Origin of the sequence: Geobacter benzoatilyticus (genome assembly GCF_017338855.1) — a bacterium.
Classification (GTDB): domain Bacteria; phylum Desulfobacterota; class Desulfuromonadia; order Geobacterales; family Geobacteraceae; genus Geobacter; species Geobacter benzoatilyticus.
Window position 1 is genome coordinate 2,947,276 of the sequence record NZ_CP071382.1, and the last position, 16,490, is coordinate 2,963,765.

At 51.7% G+C, this 16,490-nt stretch carries 14 protein-coding genes and 1 tRNA gene; 6 read left to right on the forward strand and 9 right to left on the reverse strand.

From position 1 onward, the window contains the following. Positions 1 to 10: 10 nt before the first annotated feature. The 8 genes from pyrE to JZM60_RS13635 form a co-directional block, all read right to left on the reverse strand. Entirely contained in the window at positions 11 to 559 is a 549-nt protein-coding gene (gene pyrE, locus JZM60_RS13600) for an orotate phosphoribosyltransferase (protein ID WP_207165608.1), read from the reverse strand. 17 nt (positions 560 to 576) lie between these two features. Then, positions 577 to 1,977, reverse strand: a complete 1,401-nt coding sequence (purF, locus tag JZM60_RS13605) for an amidophosphoribosyltransferase (protein WP_207162969.1) — start codon at positions 1,975 to 1,977, stop codon at positions 577 to 579. Between the two features lie 59 nt (positions 1,978 to 2,036). Further along, positions 2,037 to 2,864 carry a phosphoribosylformylglycinamidine synthase subunit PurQ gene (locus JZM60_RS13610; protein ID WP_207162970.1) on the reverse strand — a complete coding sequence of 276 codons (828 nt, stop codon included), beginning with the start codon at positions 2,862 to 2,864 and terminating at the stop codon, positions 2,037 to 2,039. A gap of 1 nt (position 2,865) precedes the next feature. Beyond that, positions 2,866 to 5,856, reverse strand: a complete 2,991-nt coding sequence (locus tag JZM60_RS13615) for a phosphoribosylformylglycinamidine synthase subunit PurS (protein WP_207162971.1) — start codon at positions 5,854 to 5,856, stop codon at positions 2,866 to 2,868. Next, positions 5,857 to 6,939 carry a mechanosensitive ion channel family protein gene (locus JZM60_RS13620; protein WP_207162972.1) on the reverse strand — a complete coding sequence of 361 codons (1,083 nt, stop codon included), beginning with the start codon at positions 6,937 to 6,939 and terminating at the stop codon, positions 5,857 to 5,859. Then, positions 6,932 to 8,227 carry an adenylosuccinate lyase gene (gene purB / locus JZM60_RS13625; protein ID WP_207162973.1) on the reverse strand — a complete coding sequence of 432 codons (1,296 nt, stop codon included), beginning with the start codon at positions 8,225 to 8,227 and terminating at the stop codon, positions 6,932 to 6,934. The genes JZM60_RS13620 and purB overlap by 8 nt, the downstream gene beginning before the upstream one ends. Before the next feature lie 74 nt (positions 8,228 to 8,301). Next, complete coding sequence (locus tag JZM60_RS13630; protein WP_207162974.1) at positions 8,302 to 9,072, reverse strand: MBL fold metallo-hydrolase; 771 nt, start codon at positions 9,070 to 9,072, stop codon at positions 8,302 to 8,304. Between the two features lie 128 nt (positions 9,073 to 9,200). Further along, complete coding sequence (locus tag JZM60_RS13635; protein ID WP_207162975.1) at positions 9,201 to 11,273, reverse strand: ATP-binding protein; 2,073 nt, start codon at positions 11,271 to 11,273, stop codon at positions 9,201 to 9,203. A 241-nt stretch (positions 11,274 to 11,514) separates the two neighbouring features. Between JZM60_RS13635 and gap the strand changes: the two genes are divergently transcribed. The 5 genes from gap to JZM60_RS13660 all read left to right on the forward strand — a co-directional run bounded on the left by gap (position 11,515) and on the right by JZM60_RS13660 (position 15,222). Further along, on the forward strand, positions 11,515 to 12,513 hold the full coding sequence (gene gap, locus JZM60_RS13640) for a type I glyceraldehyde-3-phosphate dehydrogenase (RefSeq protein ID WP_207162976.1): 999 nt from the start codon (positions 11,515 to 11,517) through the stop codon (positions 12,511 to 12,513). Between the two features lie 109 nt (positions 12,514 to 12,622). Beyond that, positions 12,623 to 13,819: a phosphoglycerate kinase gene (gene pgk, locus JZM60_RS13645; RefSeq protein ID WP_207162977.1), complete on the forward strand. Its 1,197-nt coding sequence runs from the start codon at positions 12,623 to 12,625 to the stop codon at positions 13,817 to 13,819. Positions 13,820 to 13,838: 19 nt separating this feature from the next. Further along, on the forward strand, positions 13,839 to 14,594 hold the full coding sequence (gene tpiA / locus JZM60_RS13650) for a triose-phosphate isomerase (RefSeq protein ID WP_207162978.1): 756 nt from the start codon (positions 13,839 to 13,841) through the stop codon (positions 14,592 to 14,594). 84 nt (positions 14,595 to 14,678) lie between these two features. Beyond that, entirely contained in the window at positions 14,679 to 15,077 is a 399-nt protein-coding gene (gene secG / locus JZM60_RS13655) for a preprotein translocase subunit SecG (RefSeq protein ID WP_207162979.1), read from the forward strand. Positions 15,078 to 15,135: 58 nt separating this feature from the next. Next, positions 15,136 to 15,222 (forward strand) — tRNA-Leu (locus tag JZM60_RS13660). A 158-nt stretch (positions 15,223 to 15,380) separates the two neighbouring features. Here the strand turns inward: JZM60_RS13660 and JZM60_RS13665 are convergent. Next, positions 15,381 to 15,671 carry an HU family DNA-binding protein gene (locus tag JZM60_RS13665; RefSeq protein WP_207162980.1) on the reverse strand — a complete coding sequence of 97 codons (291 nt, stop codon included), beginning with the start codon at positions 15,669 to 15,671 and terminating at the stop codon, positions 15,381 to 15,383. Between the two features lie 421 nt (positions 15,672 to 16,092). Here JZM60_RS13665 and JZM60_RS13670 point away from each other — a divergent pair, with 421 nt between their 5' ends. Next, positions 16,093 to 16,452, forward strand: a complete 360-nt coding sequence (locus JZM60_RS13670) for a response regulator (RefSeq protein ID WP_207162981.1) — start codon at positions 16,093 to 16,095, stop codon at positions 16,450 to 16,452. The last annotated feature ends 38 nt before the right edge of the window (positions 16,453 to 16,490 follow it).

Sequence of the window (16,490 nt, forward strand, 5' to 3'; positions counted from 1 at the left end):
TTTCAGTGCCTTAATCAACGAGCTGAGACCTGGTGAAAATGCTTCTCAACCAGACCCCTTCAGCCTCGATGTTTTCACGGCCCCCCTCTTCCCGGTCCACTAGAGAAACGATACCGAGTACAATCAGACCCTCTTCCTCGGCACGGCGGACGGCTTTCATGGAGGAACCTCCGGTGGTCACCACATCCTCCACGATAACTACCTTCGAACCGGGCGGAAGATTTTTGCGCCCTTCGAGCCATTGACCCGTACCGTGGCCCTTGGGCTCTTTACGGATAATGAATGCATGCATGGGACGTCCGTCGAGATATGCCGCGATGGACGTTGCTGTCGCAATCGGATCGGCCCCGAGGGTAATGCCGCCGACGCCCTGGACACCTTCGACATCTTTTATTGCTTCATAGAAAAGCTTGCCGACCAGAAGCCCCCCCTCGGCATGGAGGGTGGTCTGCTTGCCGTCAAAGTAGAAATCGCTCTCCCGGCCAGAAGCGAGGGTCACCTTTCTCTTTTCGTAGGAAAGTTCCAGTATTATCTGTTTCAAGCGCTCCCGGTCAGTCATGGTCAAATCAGCTCCTTTCAGAAAAGATCCAGCTGGGGCGCCGCCGCCAGCTTGGGGAATGTTATGGGATAGTTACCGGAGAAGCAGGCCTTGCAGTATGGTGTATTCCCGGCCCCGACGGATTGCAGCAGGCCCTCCTCCGAGAGGTAGCCGAGGGAGTCAGCGGTGATATATCTGCGGATCTCTTCAAGAGTATGGGAGGAAGAGATCAGCTCCTTGCGGGTTGGCGTGTCGATGCCGTAATAGCAGGGGTAGCTGGTGGGAGGCGACGAGATGCGGACATGAACCTCTTTGGCGCCGGCATTGCGAACCATCTTCACGATCTTGCGGGAAGTGGTCCCCCGCACAATGGAATCGTCGATTACTACAACCCGCTTACCCTCAAGGATCTCGCGCACCGGATTGAGCTTGATTTTCACCCCGAAGTGCCGGATCGATTGCTGGGGTTCAATGAAGGTTCGTCCGATGTAGTGGTTACGAATCAGCCCCAATTCGAAAGGAAGTCCGGCTTCCTGGGCATAGCCCAACGCAGCCGGGACACCCGAATCGGGAACCGGGATGACGATATCGGCATCGACCTGGTGCTCCCGGGCCAGCTGCCGTCCGAATTCCTTGCGGACCGAGTAGACGTTTTTCCCGAAAATATAGGAATCGGGGCGTGCGAAGTAAACAAATTCGAAGATACAGGGGGCCGTTTCAGCCTTCTTGAGGGGGAAATGCGAGGTAATGCCATCCTTCGTAATGACGATGACCTCGCCTGGCTCAACCTCACGGACGAATTCAGCCTCGATGAGGTCAAGGGCGCAACTCTCCGAGGCGACAACCCAGCCGTCGCCCAGCTTGCCGAGACAAAGGGGGCGGAAGCCCTGGGGGTCCCGGGCCGCAACCATGCGGGTCTCGGTCAGGAACAGAAGGCAGTAAGCTCCCTTCAGACGTCCGAGAGCTTCGGCGATACGGTCCTCAAGGGAGTTCTGTTTGGAGGCAGCCAGCAGATGGAGGATTACCTCCGTGTCCATTGTGGTCTGAAAGATCGACCCCCATGCCTCCAACTCGTCCTTGACGATCTGCGCGTTAACCAGATTGCCATTGTGGGCCACGGCAATGGAGCCGCGGGAATAATCCACCTTGATTGGCTGGACGTTCTTGGTGACAGAATCTCCAGTTGTTGAGTAACGGACATGGCCGATTGCCGCGGGACCAGGGAGATTGCGAAAAAGCGCCTGATCGCCGAAGACATCCGCCACCAGTCCCATGCTCCGGTGAACATGAAGGCTTCGTCCGTCCGAAGAGACGATGCCGCATGCTTCCTGTCCCCGGTGTTGAAGGGCGTAGAGCCCGAGATAAGTCAGGTTCGCCGCCTCTGGATGACCGTAAATACCAAAAATTCCGCATTCTTCCGTAGGTCTGTAAAGCTTCATTCCGTCTCCATATACGAAATAAGCGGCTGCAAAATGTCAGCCGCCCGGTTTCAGCAGTATTACAGCAAATTTTTCCTTACGTACTCAGCAGCGTTCTTGAACAGGACAAGACCGTCACCTTCTTCGGGCAGTTCTTCGCGAGTCCAGCGGGGATGATGGGTCCGGTGGACGAAAGCCTCCGGGTGGGGCATCATACCCATAAGTCGGCCGGTTTCATCGCAGAGGGCCGCAATGGCATTAACCGACCCGTTGGGATTCAGGGGAAATTCCATGGTGGGTGCGCTGTAGGCTGCATCGGAATACCTGAAGACGGCAAGATGCTTATCCTCGATGGCGGCAAGCGTGGCAGGGCTGTCTACGACAAGCTTCCCCTCCCCGTGACGCATCGGCAGGTATATTCCCTGTTCTACATCACCCGTGTAGACCGAGGGAGAGGCGGGATCTACCTTAAGATAGACCCAGCGGTCCTGAAACCGGCCACAGTCATTGAAGGTCAGGGTTGCGGTCTGCTTCAGATAAGATCCGCCAATTGCCGGCAGGAGCCCCATTTTCACCATTAGCTGAAAACCGTTGCAGACCCCGAGGATCAGTTTGCCCGCATTTATGAAACGGCTGAACTGGTCGATGAGATGCTCTTCGAGATCATCCACCTTGGCGTAGCGGAGACGATTGGCTTGCGCCTTTGCGCTGCCCAGGTCATCGCCGTCGAGAAAGCCGCCGGTGAGGTTGATGAAGTGGAAGTCATCCAGGCGGATGTCGCCCGACAACAGGTCTGAAATATGGGCGATAACCGCGTCGTCGAATCCGCCGAGGCGACAGGCGTGAGCCGCCTCCACTTCACAGTTGGTACCGTTGCCGGTTATGACAATAGCTCGTGTTTTCGACATGCTACAGCTCCCTCAGCGGACTCTGCCACGCTTCTTTAAGTTCTTCAATACCTGCGTTCACAACCGTTTTGCCGGAAAGCCCGGTAATGGCAACAGCAGCCTCTTCCGTAACGGTTCCGATGGCCGAGAAACAATTGCCGGCCATGGCTGTTTCGAAGGCATCCCGATTCTCGGGGCGAACCGTCACAAGATGCCGCGAAGCCGATTCGGAGAACAGAAGAACAGCATCGTTGCGCAAGGGGTCGGCATCTCCCCAGAGGACCCGGCCGAGATCGGCGGCAATACCGTACCCGCCGGCAAAAGCTGTCTCGGCCAGGGCGACGGCAAGGCCGCCGTCAGAAAGATCGTGGCAGGAAGCTATAAGACCGCCGGTTATGGCCATGTGCAGGGCACGGTACCGTTTGAGGGCTTTCTCGGGGTTAACCTTCGGGACAATGTTGCCGATGCCGCCACGCAGGGCCAGGTACTCGGACCCCCCCATCTCGTTGCCGGTAGTTCCAAGGAGGTAGACGATATCGCCGGGTCGCTTAACGTCCATGGTAACGCTTTTTCTGGCATCCTCTATCTTGCCGATAACCGAGAAAAGAATGGTCGGCGGGATCGAAATTTTAGTGGCCCCATCATAAAAATCGTTTTTCATGGAGTCCTTGCCTGAAATTAGCGGAAGATTATAGGCAAGGCAAACGTCATAAAGGGCATGGTTGGCACGGACCAGCTGGGCCATCTTGTACTCGCCATCGGGTGTCTTCTCCGACTTCACCGGGTCGCACCAGCAGAAGTTGTCGAGTCCGGCCACGAGATCCAGAGAGCCGCCAACGGCCACATAGTTGCGCAGCGCCTCGTCAATGGCGTTTGCGGTCATGTGGTAAGTGTCGATATCGGAGTAGCGGGGGCAGATCCCGTGGGCCACCACGACCCCTTCAAAGGAATCGAGAATCGGCCGGACCACGGCGGCATCGGAAGGGCCATCGTTGGCCACGCCGGTGAAGGGTTTAACTACGCTCCCACCCTGCACTTCGTGGTCATAGCGGCGGACCACCGACTCCTTGGAACAGATATTCAGTGCGCCGAGAAGCTGCTTCAGGTCTGCGGTATAATCCTCTTTTGCGGGGAGAACCGGTTCTTCGTAGCGTGGCGGTGCCCACTTTGCGGGAAGCTGCATCGGGGGAAGCCCTTCGTGCATGAACTCCATGGGCAGCCAGGCAACGGTGCGGTCACCGTAGACCATATGGAAATAACCGCTGTCGGTAAACTCGCCCAATATGGTCGCTTCAACATTGAAACGCTTGGCCATTGCCATGAATTCGTCGATGGATTCCGGCGGCACGGCAAGACTCATGCGCTCCTGGGCCTCGGAGATGAGTATCTCCCAGGGATCGAGCCCGGGATACTTGAGGGGAGCCTTGGCAAGATCCATATGGCAGCCGCCGCACTCGCCCGCCATTTCGCCGACTGACGATGAAAGGCCGCCGGCGCCGTTATCGGTGATGAACCGATATAACCCCTTGTCGCGGGCACGGATCAGGAAATCGAACATTCTCTTCTGGGTGATGGGGTCGCCGATCTGTACCGCGGTGACAGGCGAATTCTCATTCAGTTCCTCGGAGGAGAAAGTGGCGCCGTGGATGCCGTCCTTGCCGATACGCCCGCCGGTCATGACAATCAAGTCGCCCGGCTTTATCGACTTCTCGTGACCCGGTTCGCCGTTCAACGTCGCAGGCATGATGCCGGCTGTTCCACAAAAAACCAGGGGTTTACCAGCAAAACGCTCATCGAATACTAGAGATCCGTTGACCGTAGGTATGCCGCTTTTGTTGCCGCCATGCTCAACCCCTTCGACAACCCCTTCGTAAATGCGGCGTGGATGGAGAAGCCTGGACGGCAGCGGTTTGTCGTAGAAAGGATCGGCAAAGCAGAAAACATCGGTGTTGAAGATGAGCTTCGCACCTTTGCCGGTGCCGAATGGATCGCGATTCACGCCGACGATGCCGGTCAGTGCCCCGCCGTAAGGGTCCAGAGCCGAAGGGGAGTTGTGGGTTTCCACCTTGAAAACCAGGGACCAGTCTTCATTGAACTTGATTACTCCTGCATTGTCTTTGAAAACTGAAAGGCAAAAATCCTTATTGCCCAACTTCTCCCGAACATCCTTGGTAGTCCGCTGAATGAACGATTTGAATAGCGACTTGATTTCCTGCCGGTTCCCCTTATCGTCCTCGTAATGTACCGTCCCGGCAAAGATCTTGTGCTTGCAGTGCTCGGACCACGTTTGGGCAAGGCATTCCAGTTCAACATCGGTCGGAACCGCACCAAGCCCGAGCTTCTGGCGCGCCTCGCGGACCTGCTGATCGCGGTAATGCGCCTGAATGATTTTCATCTCATCAAGGGTCAGGGCGAGAACCCCATCCTTGCTGATCCGCATCAGTTCTTCATCGGAAACTTCAAGATCGATTTCCCTGACCTGAATTTCTGACTGAGACTGAACCCTGGGTACATAGGCCGACACCCCCCCATTTGCCGCAAACTCGGCCTGGTCGAGCACCGCAAAGCGTTGAATGAGGGCATTACCGAGAAGATTTCGGGCAATCAGTTCGACGTCGGTTCGGGAGAGATTACCGCTGAGGAGATACTGTACCGAGGTAAAGACTCCTTCGCCCGCCTTTAGGGGACGGCCGGTGATGTATTCAATGGCTTCCCTGCCGGTGCGTCCGATGTTGTCGGTCACTCCGGGGCGATAGCCGACCTCAACCAGGAAGTCGAACCCGGCGGCTAGAGGACGATCAATGCTCCAGACCTGAATGACCGGATCGCAGAAAGGCTCCGAAGCGGTCTTGACGAATTCCTCCTCGGACAATTCCGCATCCACGGTATATACATCTATGGTCCGTACAGAATCCACCGGCAAATGCAGAAAATGCTGAATCTCTCTTTTGATTCTCTCGCCACGGGCGTCGCGAAGACCTTCCCTGAGGGCAATCTCGATTCGTCTTACCATTTAGTTTCCCTTTTCCAAGAAAACGGTCCGTATCGGGTAGGGGATATTGATGCGATTTGCCCTGAACCGGTTGATAATCTGCTCGTTAATCCTGTCAGTGATGGGGAAAATACTCTTGTAGTCATCAACCCAAAAGAACAGCGACATATTGAGGGCACTTTCACCAAAAGAAACAAAAAAGGCTTCCGGCGCGGGATCATGAAGGACTTCGGGGACGCCGAGCGCCGTATCGACCAGAATACGCTTGACCTCTTCCACATTGCAATCATAACCGACACCCACGTCTACCCTCCCCTTCGCCCTGACATCGGGGAAGGCAAGGTTGATGAGAATTGTATTGCAGAGCTCTGAGTTGGGGATAACGAGCAGCGTGTTGTCAACTGTCTTGATTTTAGTGGTACGGAGACCGATATCCGCCACATCGCCCCATTGCCCGGAAGTAAGCTGAATCCGGTCGCCAATGCGAAAGGGGCGGTCAACCATAAGGGTGAAACCGGAAATCATGTTGGCCAGGGTATCTTTTGCCGCAAGGCCTATTGCCAGGGAGCCGATCCCCAAGGCTGTGACCACGGAGAGAATATCGTAGTTGAAATGTTTGAGTATCACCATCAAGGCGATACCCACGAGGAATATTGTGATGATTTTCTCAAGGGGTGGGATGATCTGGCGGTCTACCCCTACGCCATGCCGTTCGGCCAGCTTTCTGCCATACCAGTTGAGTATTTCCGAAATGCCGCGCCCTATAATGACGGTAACGACTATGACGATGATTATATAGACCGCCCCGGACAGAACCAGATAAGCCTTTTCGGGAAGTGGCAGAGACCTTACGGCAAAGTAGAGTCCGGCAAAAACCACCAGGGTGCTTGTCGGTGGAGTTATTCGCCGGAGGATCTGATCATCCAGCCCGGTACGGGTAAAGGCGGTCAACCGGGGCACCCAGGTTGTGAGGAGATACCGCACAACCTGGGAAAGTCCCCAGAAAAACGTAAATATTACAACGGCTACGAGGATTTCTTTCACCCAGAAGAGTAACAGGTGATCTGAAGCCTCAAGCCTGAAAAAATCGAGGAGACTACCCACCGAAAACCCTCGTGAAAATTGTATCTACATGCTTCAAATGATAGTTGAGGTCGAACGCTTCGCGAATCTCTTCCTCGGGGAGAAAACTGCGCACATCGGCATCTGCAAGAAGCTCTTCCTGGAAATCCTTCCCCTGCTCCCAGACCTTCATGGCATTGCGCTGAACGAGCCCATAGGCATTCTCGCGGGAAGCACCTGCATTGGCAAGCTTGAGCAGTACCCGTTGCGAGAATATAAGCCCTCGCATGAGATTGAGATTTTTCATCATGTTTTCAGGGTAGACAACGAGGTTGTCGATGAGACCGATGCAGCGATTGAGCATGAAATCTATGACTATGGTGGCATCGGGGCCGATGACACGCTCAACCGACGAGTGGGAAATGTCACGTTCGTGCCAGAGTGGCACATTCTCCATGGCCGACACCGCATAGCCCCGCACGAGGCGAGCCAGACCGGTAAGGTTCTCGGAGAGAACCGGATTGCGTTTATGGGGCATGGCGGATGAGCCCTTCTGCCCCTTACTGAAGAACTCTTCGGCTTCTAACACCTCAGTACGTTGCAGGTGGCGAATCTCCACGGCAAATTTTTCAATGGAGCTGGCAATTATTGCGAGCGTGGCAAAGAACTCGGCATGACGGTCCCGTTGGATTACCTGAGTTGAACATGGAGCCGGCTTGAGGCCGCCATTTTTGCAGACATATTCTTCGACACGGGGGTCGATATTGGCAAAGGTTCCGACCGCCCCGGAGATCTTGCCGTAGGCAATGGTCTCGCGTGCCGCTTCCATCCGGCGAAGGTTGCGGCGCATCTCGTCATACCACAACGCCATCTTGATGCCGAAGGTAACCGGTTCGGCATGTATGCCATGGGAGCGCCCCATCATCGGCGTATCCTTGTGCTCATAAGCACGCCGCTTAATCACTTCCATAAGACGTTTAATGTCATCGATGATGAGATCGGACGCCTCGACCAGCAGCATGGCGAAGGAAGTGTCAAGAACGTCAGAAGAGGTCAGGCCCAGATGCACGAATCGCGAATCGTCGCCGATGTAATCGGCAACAGAAGTGAGAAAAGCAATAACATCGTGTTTGACGGTCTTTTCGATTTCATCGATCCGCTCAACATCGAAATCAGCTTTTGACTTGATCCGTTCCACGGCCTCATGGGGGATGTTACCCAATTCAGCGTGAGCTTCACAGGCGGAAATTTCTATATCGAGCCACTTCTGGTAACGGTTGCGAGCTTCCCATATACGGGCCATTTCAGGACGACTGTAACGTTCAATCACGGTGCGATCTCCTTCTAATCGACAAGTAATGATGCGGGAAGCATTTGTGATACGCCGCCCCCCGGATAACCGTTTTACAGGTTCAAAATTTCGCTCGGACAGTACTGATCCCCGACGATAAGCCGGGGTGAACAGGTGGTCTGGCTGGTCAGGAGGTTCGCGGTAACCTGCCGGGCAATGGCCGGGTCATTGTTAACCTCTGACAGGTGAGCAAGGAAAAGGCCTTCTAGGCCGGGATGCAGCACCTCGGCAAGTAGCGTCGCTGAATCATGATTTGACAGATGCCCATGGCGGGATTTTATCCGCTGTTTCAAGTGCCAGGGATACGGACCATCCATCAGCATTTCTTCGTCGTGATTCGACTCGATCACGAGAACCCTACACCCCTTGAGTTTGTCCGAAACGAGCCGTGTTGCTATGCCGAGATCGGTAGCAATCCCCGCCTTTCCGTCCCGGCATTCAATGGTGAATCCAACCGGATCGCAGGCATCGTGAGTGATGGAAAAAGGATCGATGAGCAGGTCGCGGAAACAAAACGAATAGCCCGATTCGAACTCTACCACGTCAGTGTCACGTATCCCCTCCCGAATTTTCTGATGAGTCGGATAGCTTATATGTACCGGTATATGAAATTTGCGGGAGAGAACGTCGACCCCTCTGACATGGTCCACATGTTCGTGGCTTACAAAGACTCCGTCAAGCTCGGAAGCATCGACGCCAATCACGGCAAGACGGCGAACAATCTCGCGAGCCGACAGGCCCACATCAATGAGAATCCTGCTCTCCTCCGTCTCGATGAACAGGGAATTTCCCTTGCTCCCGCTGGCAAGCAGGCAAACCCTCACAAACCCTCCATTCATCGGCCATTGGAACGTCTATTCTAACCGTCCGGTAAACTAAATTTATATACCGGAAAGAAGGTACTTATTCAAGGCTAAACAGTGGAAATTTTTTTAATGAAGACAACGACACGCTATTTAAGCAGATTGAGATAATCAACAGTGCCATCACCCGTAATGGGGTTGAGAGGAAGAACTATATGGAACGTGGAACCGGAAAACTGATCGGGATTATAGCCCGGCGATTCGACCCATATTTCGCCGCCGTGCATCTCCACAATTCCTTTGGCGATAGATAAACCCAGGCCGGCTCCCCGGGATTTGAACGCCACATTCCCCGAACTGTGCTCCTCAATGTTACCCACCTCATAGAATTTGTCGAATATTCTAAGCTGATCGTCTACGTCGATACCAATACCAGTGTCGGCAACGGTAATCTCCACATAAAGGTGCTGTTCCTTGCCGATATTGACCAATGACTGGATCGGATCCAGCGTCGGAGTCTGCTTTGAGCGCAGAAGATATTTTGCCCGCGTGGAAACGGTAATGCGCCCGCCATCAGGTGTAAACTTGATGGCATTGACGATCACATTCGAAAGGAGTTGCATGAGTCGGGCAGCATCACCTCTAATTGATGGAATTGTTTCATCAAGCTCGAGATCGAGCTGTTGCTTACGTTTTGACAGGAAGAAGCAAAGTTCATTTCTGGAATCTTCCACAAGGCGGTTCACATCGACTTCATCCAGCGTCAGCTCTAACCTCTTTTCATCGATCATCGACACATCGACCATGTCTTTTACAATGTTATCGAGACGTGCTGCTGCATTGGCAATGTTTTGCACCATATCCAGGACATTCGGATCGACCTTTTCCGGAGCCTCGGTCAATATCAACTCCGCATAGCCCATTATAACCGTAAGAGGGGTCTTCAACTCATGCGAAGCAATGCCGAGAAACGAATCTTTCATCTTGTTGAGACGGGCAAGATCTGATGCGCTCTTCTCCAGATTGAAGAGAATTTCCCGTTCACGGGTAACATCCCGTATGATTGCCTGGATCAGCTTTTCCGCACCAATGGTGATGATGTTGGCGTGAATGAGGCCGACAACCAGTTCCGTATTATTTTTAAGGAGCCTAATTTCTTCGGCAACGTGCTTCCCCTTCCCAGCCTCCTGGAAAAAATTATATACAATTGGTGCATTCTGTGCGCCCACCAGGGTCAGCATTCGACTAAGGGGAAGACCTGTGAGTTCGGAGGCCCCACGGTCGAAGAAGTCTTCCGCCATCTTATTGACCAACTTGACCATATCGTTTTCGTCAATTACGACAATAGCATCACTCGCGTCTTCAAGCAGGGACTTGTAGAGCTCCTCAGACTTTTCCAGATCAAGGCTCAGACTTTCCAGCTTGAGATAAGAGGAATGCAAATCATTGTGGATGTTTTCCAATTCCTGGTAATTATGCCGGATCTCCACCTCGCGGTTTTTGAGAGCTTCCGACATAATATTTACATTGCGGGCCAATTCATCAAACTCTCCGACGAACAGCTCCTCAATCCGGTAATCAAAATCACCCTCGGAAACCTTCTTCACTCCGCCAAGTAGCGCCGCTATGGGCTGACCGATGCTTCGCTTGACAAAGATAACCACAAGAGAGAACGAAATTGACAAAACGATGACAAGCAGTACAAGAGAACGCAGGATAATCTCCTGAACCTTTGCAGAAATTGCATGCACCGAGAAACCGATATGCAGAAGAGCAACTTGCTTACCGTCTGGGGAATAAACCGGAGTTACCGTATCGTAGTAGGAACCATCTGCCCCAATTAGATGAATGCTTTGATCGAGGCGAGTGGTAAATGCCTTTTTGATAATATCGAAACGGAGATTTCGGTAGATGGGATCGCTCAGATGGAGAATCGCTCCCTCGCTGTCGGTGACAACGCAGTATGCAATCTCAGGGCTTGAGGCGACAACTTCGCGGCATTTATCACTCAACCCTTCAATATCTCTAACATCAAGGCCAAGCGCGACAACTTTCTCCATATTCCCGCGCAAAGAGGCCCCAAGGCTTTGAGACCTGAGGATAAGCGCCTGAATGTAATCTCTCCTGAATCCCACGATATCCATCAGGGAGTTGACGGTAATCGTAAGAAAGAGGATCACAAATGCGAATAGGAATATCCTTTTTTCAAGGTTTTTTATCATGGGAAATATGCAGAAAATTATAGATATTGATGCTTTCTATGCTCTTAATACTATCACACTTAACCGGGACAACGTCTACTAAAATGCCGCTTAGAAGATTTCAGCATTGGAATAGTTCCCCTGACGGCAAAAACAAACAGGGGACAAAAAGGTTGACGGGCTGAAAATATCTTTATTATTATAAGGAAGTTTGCTGATAATATTTACTCATGTTTATACACCAATCAAATAGGAGGGTTCAATGGCTCTAAGGGTTGCAATTAACGGTTTCGGCAGAATCGGGCGTTCCGTACTCCGTGCGGCTATCAAGGAGAAAGGCATTGAGTTCGTCGCAATCAACGATCTTACCGATGCAAAAACCCTGGCACACCTGCTCAAGTATGACTCCGTTCACGGACCATTTCCCGGCAAGGTTGAGGTCGGCAACGGTGAAATCATAGTCAACGGGAAAGCGATCAAGATTCTGGCCGTAAGGAATCCCGAAGAACTCCCTTGGAAAAAAGAAAAGATCGATGTAGTCCTTGAATCGACCGGACTCTTCACTTCTCGTGAAAAAGCCGAACTGCACCTGAAGGCAGGCGCCAAGAAGGTTATCATCTCAGCTCCGGCAACCAGTGAAGACATCACGATCGTCATGGGGGTCAACAGCCACCTCTATGACCCGAAAAAGCACCACATCATCTCCAACGCGTCATGCACCACCAACTGCCTTGCCCCAGTGGCCAAGGTGCTGCATGAGACATTCGGTATCGAAAAGGGCCTCGTGACAACGGTCCACTCATACACTAACGACCAGCAGATACTCGACCTCCCCCACAAAGACCTGCGCCGGGCCAGGGCTGCAGCAATGTCTATGATTCCGACTTCCACCGGTGCCGCCAAGGCGGTATCCCTTGTACTGCCGGAATTGAAAGGGAAACTGGATGGCATGGCGATTCGCGTACCGACTCCCAACGTCTCCGTAGTTGATCTTGTGGCAACTCTTGCAAAAAAAGCCGATGTAGATAAAGTCAATGCCGCATTCAAAAAGGCTTCCAAAGGAGCTCTCAAGGGAATTCTCGGGTTTTCTGAGGAACCACTTGTCTCCATCGACTACAACGGCAATCCTCTGTCATCCACGGTGGATGCTAACTGCACCAAAGTCATCGAAGGGAACATGGTCAAGGTTCTCTCATGGTACGACAATGAAACCGGTTTCTCATACCGCGTTGTCGACCTGATGAAACTTATCGCAAAATAAATGCACATTACCCATGAAGGGGGGATTATTTCCCCCCTTTTTTTATCTATTAGACCGATATTTGACATTTTCCGTATAAATAACACCGGAACGTTTCAGGAGGATTTTAATGGCAATCCGTTATATTGACGAAATAGAGAATCTCAACGGGAAAAAAGTATTCATCAGAGTCGATTTCAACGTCCCCCTGGACGAACATCAAAATATCACCGAAGACACCCGGATTCGGGCCGTTCTTCCCACAATCAATTTTGCCCTTGATGCAGGCGCCAAGGTCATACTTGCATCGCACTTGGGCCGCCCAAAGGGTGAACGTAAGGCAAAGTACTCTATGGCGCCCGCAGCCAAACGCCTTTCCCGCCTTCTCAACAAGGAAGTTCAGCTGGCTCCCGACTGCATTGGTGATGACGTAAAGAAGATGATCGATGCCATGCAACCAGGAGATGTCATTCTGCTCGAAAACGTTCGGTTCTACGAAGGTGAGGAAAAGAACGACGCCGACTTTGCCAAAGCTCTGGCCAACTGTTGCGAAATCTACATAAACGACGCCTTTGCTGTTTCCCACCGAGCTCACGCATCCGTGGAAGCCATCACAAAACACTTCAACATTGTAGCTGCCGGCTTCCTCATGAAAAATGAAGTCAACTACTTTGAAAAGGCGATTCAAACTCCAATTCGACCTCTGGTTGCCATTCTTGGCGGGGCCAAAGTGTCCGGAAAACTTGAAGTCCTGGGAAATCTGGTCAACAAGGTGGACAAAATTATCATAGGCGGGGGTATGGCGTTCACCTTTCTCAAGGCACTTGGCTATAACGTCGGCAAATCATTGGTAGAAGAAGATCTGCTGGATACGGCCCGCACCACCTACGATAAGGCCCGTGAAAAGGGAGTAAAGTTCTACCTGCCGGTCGACTGCGTTGCGGCAGACCGATTCAACCCTGAAGCGGAAACCAAAGTAACCACCATTCAGGAAATCCCTGAAGAATGGATGGCACTAGACATCGGACCGGCAACAGTAACCCTCTTCACCGAAGCGTTACAAAATGCAAAAACCATTATCTGGAACGGACCGATGGGAGTTTTCGAGATGGATGCTTTCTCTCGCGGGACTTTCGCCATGGTCTCAGCGGTTGCCAACTCCTACGCACTTACCATCGTCGGCGGCGGAGACACAGACTCTGCGGTTCATCGGGCTGGAGAATATGCGAAAATAAGCTACATCTCCACCGGAGGCGGCGCATTCCTGGAACTTCTGGAAGGAAAACATCTCCCCGGCATCAAGGTGCTGGAAGAGAACGGTAAATAACGGTATCGGGGTGAACACCATGAGAACGCCAATAATTGCAGGCAACTGGAAACTATTCAAAAAAAGCGGTGAGGCTGTTGAACTTGTCTCGCAACTCACTCACCTTGTCCGGGATACCAAAGGTGTAGAGATCATAATTGCACCGGTTTTTACCGTACTCTCAACCGTTAAACCGCTTATAGCAAACTCCAATATTAAGCTCGCAGCCCAAAACTGTTTCTGGGAGGAAGAAGGGGCCTTTACCGGTGAAATTTCTCCCGGGATGCTGATGGATGCCGGATGTACTCATGTGATTATAGGACATTCAGAGCGAAGACAGTATTTCGGAGAAACCGACGATAAGGTAAACCGGAAGATCAAGGCCGCAATATCATCCGGGCTAACTGTGCTCTTCTGCATCGGTGAGACGCTTGCAGAACGGGAAGCGAACTGCACTTTCAATGTTTTGCGCACCCAAATAGAACAAGGGCTATCAGAACTTGCAAAAAGTGATCTCGCTAAAGCCGTAATCGCCTATGAACCCGTATGGGCTATTGGAACAGGTAAAACAGCGACGGACGATCAGGCCCAGGAAGCCCACGCCTTTATTAGAGGGGTCGTGGCCGACCTTTATGACCATACTTCTGCCGAATCAATCCGCATTCTCTATGGAGGAAGCGTTAAGCCGGAGAACGTAAAAGAGCTTATGGCTCAACCCGATATTGACGGTGCCCTGGTTGGAGGGGCAAGCCTCAAGGCGGATTCATTCGCAGCCATTGTCAACTACCTGGTTTAGCCAATGCAACAATTCCTTCTTGGAATTTAGTTGTCGATATGCTAATAATTCCTACTTACAATAATTGACGGGAGAGTACGGCCCATGACTGTTTTACTCACAATTCTGCATATCCTTGTATCTGTTGCTCTTATCGCGATCGTCCTGCTTCAATCAGGCAAGGGTGCAGAAATGGGGGCATCATTCGGTGCCGGGGGTAGCCAGTCGGTATTCGGAGCAGGCGGAGGAACCACGTTTCTGAGCAAGCTGACAACGGGCGCTGCCATAATTTTCATGCTCACCTCCCTTACACTTGCTTACCTGTCCGGGAAGTCAGAGACGTCATCGATAATGCCGAAAGGAGCATCCGCTCCTGCGCAGCAGAAGCAGGCCGCGCCACCTGCCACAAAACCGGGTCAGTCACAACCTGTGCCGGCACAGCAGAATCCGATGCAGCAACAAGCACCACAAAACGCTCCGGCAGTTCCCCTCTCAACAAAATAGGGTCGACAAAAAAAAATATTGACACATGCAAAGCACGAATGGTATAAAGTTGGTCCTTGCCGAAGTGGTGGAATTGGTAGACACACCATCTTGAGGGGGTGGCGGGCAATAGCTCGTGCGAGTTCGAGTCTCGCCTTCGGCACCATAAATTAAACTCAATAGGCTAAACACCTATTGCCCCTTTCAAACCCGTTTTACAACAGTTTAATACTGTTATAAAACGGGTTTTTTCGTTTCCAGTAATCAAAAAGCCCCACGTGACAAGCATGTGGGGCTTTCAGACATTCTTACTCCAAAGGTCAATTATTTCTTTTTCTTGGCGCCGGCAACTGCATCTTTGAGGGCCTTGCCCGGACGGAACTTGGGGACTTTGGCAGCGGCAATCTTTATCTCTTTGCCTGTTTGCGGGTTACGGCCAGTACGAGCCTTACGGGTGGCAACCTCAAAGCTGCCAAAGCCAACCAGCGTCACCTTATCACCTTTTTTGAGGGCAGCGGTCACTGCCTCAATCACCCCGTTCACTGCCTTGTCGGCAGCGGCCTTGGTGAGTTCTGCGGATTTTGCCACAACGTCCACGAGTTCTGCTTTAGTCATATAAGCCTCCTGTTTATGGGATTCTATGGCTACTATAGCGGCAACTATCCATTTTGCAAGGGATTTTATAGTTACCGACGTTGGCAATCTTCAATTCAAACAAAATTAAACTAGACATATAAGTATAACCAAGCGAAAATATTAAAAATACGTATCAGATGTTCTGAATCAATTGCGTCTATATTCAAAACAAAATACAAAATTGATTTACATTCCAACTTAAGAACAGCGACATACACATTTTGAGCCGCCGCAATGGTCCAGTTGAAACAATAAATAATATTCCGCCATTTTTACAGTTGGTTACAGGCCATATCAAATCCAATCTATTTTTTTCTAAATAAAATCGTACATCTGCCGATATTATCTATGAATAGACATATCAAACGCATTACTGCGCATGCATAGGAAGGAGGAGTAAATGAAAAGAGTTTTGATTGTTGATGACAGCATCTCGGTTGCTCGCCAGTTGGAGAAAATCCTCACTGACAGCGGCGAGTTCGAGGTAGTTGGTCACGGCAAGAATGGCATGGAAGCGATACGGATGCACCAGACTGAACACCCGGATATCATCTGCATGGACATGAACATGCCTGGCATGGATGGCTTGACTGCCCTGAGAACTCTCGTTGCGCTCGACAAGAATGTAAAAGTGGTCATGGTTACCTCCCTTGGGGGTGTCGGCGACAAGTTCACCGAAGCCTTGCGACTGGGTGCCAGAACGGTTATTTCAAAGCCATTTGAGGCGGACAACATTTTAAAGATCCTCCGCGAACTATAAAAATAGCTCGGTGCTTACTCGATAAAACCGTATTTATT

What these genes read in the sequence shown, in the direction of transcription:
- pyrE (WP_207165608.1), bottom strand. Translation starts at nt 559, where the DNA reads ATGACTGACCGGGAGCGCTTGAAACAGATAATACTGGAACTTTCCTAC.
- purF (WP_207162969.1), bottom strand. Translation starts at nt 1,977, where the DNA reads ATGAAGCTTTACAGACCTACGGAAGAATGCGGAATTTTTGGTATTTAC.
- JZM60_RS13610 (WP_207162970.1), bottom strand. Translation starts at nt 2,864, where the DNA reads ATGTCGAAAACACGAGCTATTGTCATAACCGGCAACGGTACCAACTGT.
- JZM60_RS13615 (WP_207162971.1), bottom strand. Translation starts at nt 5,856, where the DNA reads ATGGTAAGACGAATCGAGATTGCCCTCAGGGAAGGTCTTCGCGACGCC.
- JZM60_RS13635 (WP_207162975.1), bottom strand. Translation starts at nt 11,273, where the DNA reads ATGATAAAAAACCTTGAAAAAAGGATATTCCTATTCGCATTTGTGATC.
- gap (WP_207162976.1), top strand. Translation starts at nt 11,515, where the DNA reads ATGGCTCTAAGGGTTGCAATTAACGGTTTCGGCAGAATCGGGCGTTCC.
- pgk (WP_207162977.1), top strand. Translation starts at nt 12,623, where the DNA reads ATGGCAATCCGTTATATTGACGAAATAGAGAATCTCAACGGGAAAAAA.
- tpiA (WP_207162978.1), top strand. Translation starts at nt 13,839, where the DNA reads ATGAGAACGCCAATAATTGCAGGCAACTGGAAACTATTCAAAAAAAGC.
- secG (WP_207162979.1), top strand. Translation starts at nt 14,679, where the DNA reads ATGACTGTTTTACTCACAATTCTGCATATCCTTGTATCTGTTGCTCTT.
- JZM60_RS13665 (WP_207162980.1), bottom strand. Translation starts at nt 15,671, where the DNA reads ATGACTAAAGCAGAACTCGTGGACGTTGTGGCAAAATCCGCAGAACTC.
- JZM60_RS13670 (WP_207162981.1), top strand. Translation starts at nt 16,093, where the DNA reads ATGAAAAGAGTTTTGATTGTTGATGACAGCATCTCGGTTGCTCGCCAG.